Source organism: Microcystis sp. M53603_WE2, assembly GCF_030065435.1.
Window position 1 is genome coordinate 1 of record NZ_JASJFF010001128.1, and the last position, 1408, is coordinate 1408.

Below are 1408 nucleotides of genomic sequence, written 5' to 3' on the forward strand. Positions count from 1 at the left end.
ACCACCATAGCGACTCTTTCCCCGGCTAATTCTTGGGAAACATAGCCACCGGTGATATTTTTCTGGAACCAGGGGAAAAACTGCTGGAAAAAGGGGTAATGGTTGCGGAAAAGGGGTGTATCGGCCACACAACCCGGATAGAGGGAAGTAAAAGTGATTCCGGTCGATTGGTGATAGCGTTTGTGCAGTTCCCGCATGGTGAGAACATTACACACCTTACTATCTTTGTAGGCTTTGACCGATTCAAATTTTTTGCCGTCGGCCATAGTAATCGGCTCTTTGAAACCCTTGGCAAACCCGTCCAAATCGCCCAAATCGGGACGAGGAGGAATTTTACCGCCTAATTCATCGGGATTATGGGTGACAGTGCCGAGAATGACTAAACGGCGGTCGGGAGAGGGAGAATTTTTTAGATCTTCCAAGAGCAAATTTGACAACAGGAAATGACCTAAATGATTGGTGGCCATGCTCAATTCATAACCGTCGGGACTTCTTAAGGGTTCTTTGAGCAAAGGCAGATAGATAGCGGCATTGCAGACTAAAGCGGTTAGGGGTCTGCCCAAGGCCCGGAAATTTTTAACGAAGCGCCGGACGCTATCGAGGGAACCGAGGTCGATAAATTCCATACAGTAGTTATCCCGGGGAATGTTCAATTCCTTGGCCGCCTGTTCCATTTTCGGGATATCCCGACAGGCCATAACCACAAACCAACCTCTTTGAGCAAGGGATTTAGCGGCGTAGAGACCGACTCCAGAAGTTGTCCCAGTAATGATCACCGTGGGTTTTTGATCTTGTACCATTTTTTGATAGTTTTCGTTAATCGCTCTGGTCTAGGGAATATCCAAGGGATTCCGATTATAAATTTTATCTCAAATGTCGGGGTTTCATCCCGTCCCTAAAAGCGACGGGATGAAACCAAGCGCCAATATAAAACAGCACTTCGACACATTTCGACAGGCTCAATGTAAAGGCTCAACGTAAAGGCTCAGTGACACGAAGCACGATTAAAAATAAGCGTCCAGTCTCCTGACAAAATCTCGAATAACTTCTTCTTGTAAGGGTCTTGACCTACTCAGGCCAAATAGCTACCATGTAAGTAGAGCGGATAGGGTAATCAACCGCTTTAAAAACCCATGTAGTCTAACCACTACGCTATCTGCACCTTGACAATTAAAGATATGGGGTTCTACTCAATAGTTCTAGTTTCCCCCTGCTCGTGATGTAAAATCTTTACGGGAAATAGACAAAGCAGTATTTGAAGCTAACGTTTCAATTCAAGCAAACTTTGTACCCCCCCCTTGCCCCTAGGGCTGTTTCATTCTCCCATCAGAATATCAAAAGTAAAAGCGATCACTGTCAGGTAAAATGAGAAGTGAACGCGAACTTTTGAAAGATATGTTGAGCTTAA

Annotated in this window: 1 protein-coding gene; it reads right to left on the reverse strand. The window is 45.2% G+C overall.

Annotated features, from left to right (window positions below; translation table 11 throughout):
* Nucleotides 1-800: protochlorophyllide reductase (locus tag PX481_RS23795; protein WP_288096399.1), on the reverse strand; the 800-nt coding region annotated here is incomplete at its 3' end.
* Nucleotides 801-1408 lie beyond the last annotated feature (608 nt).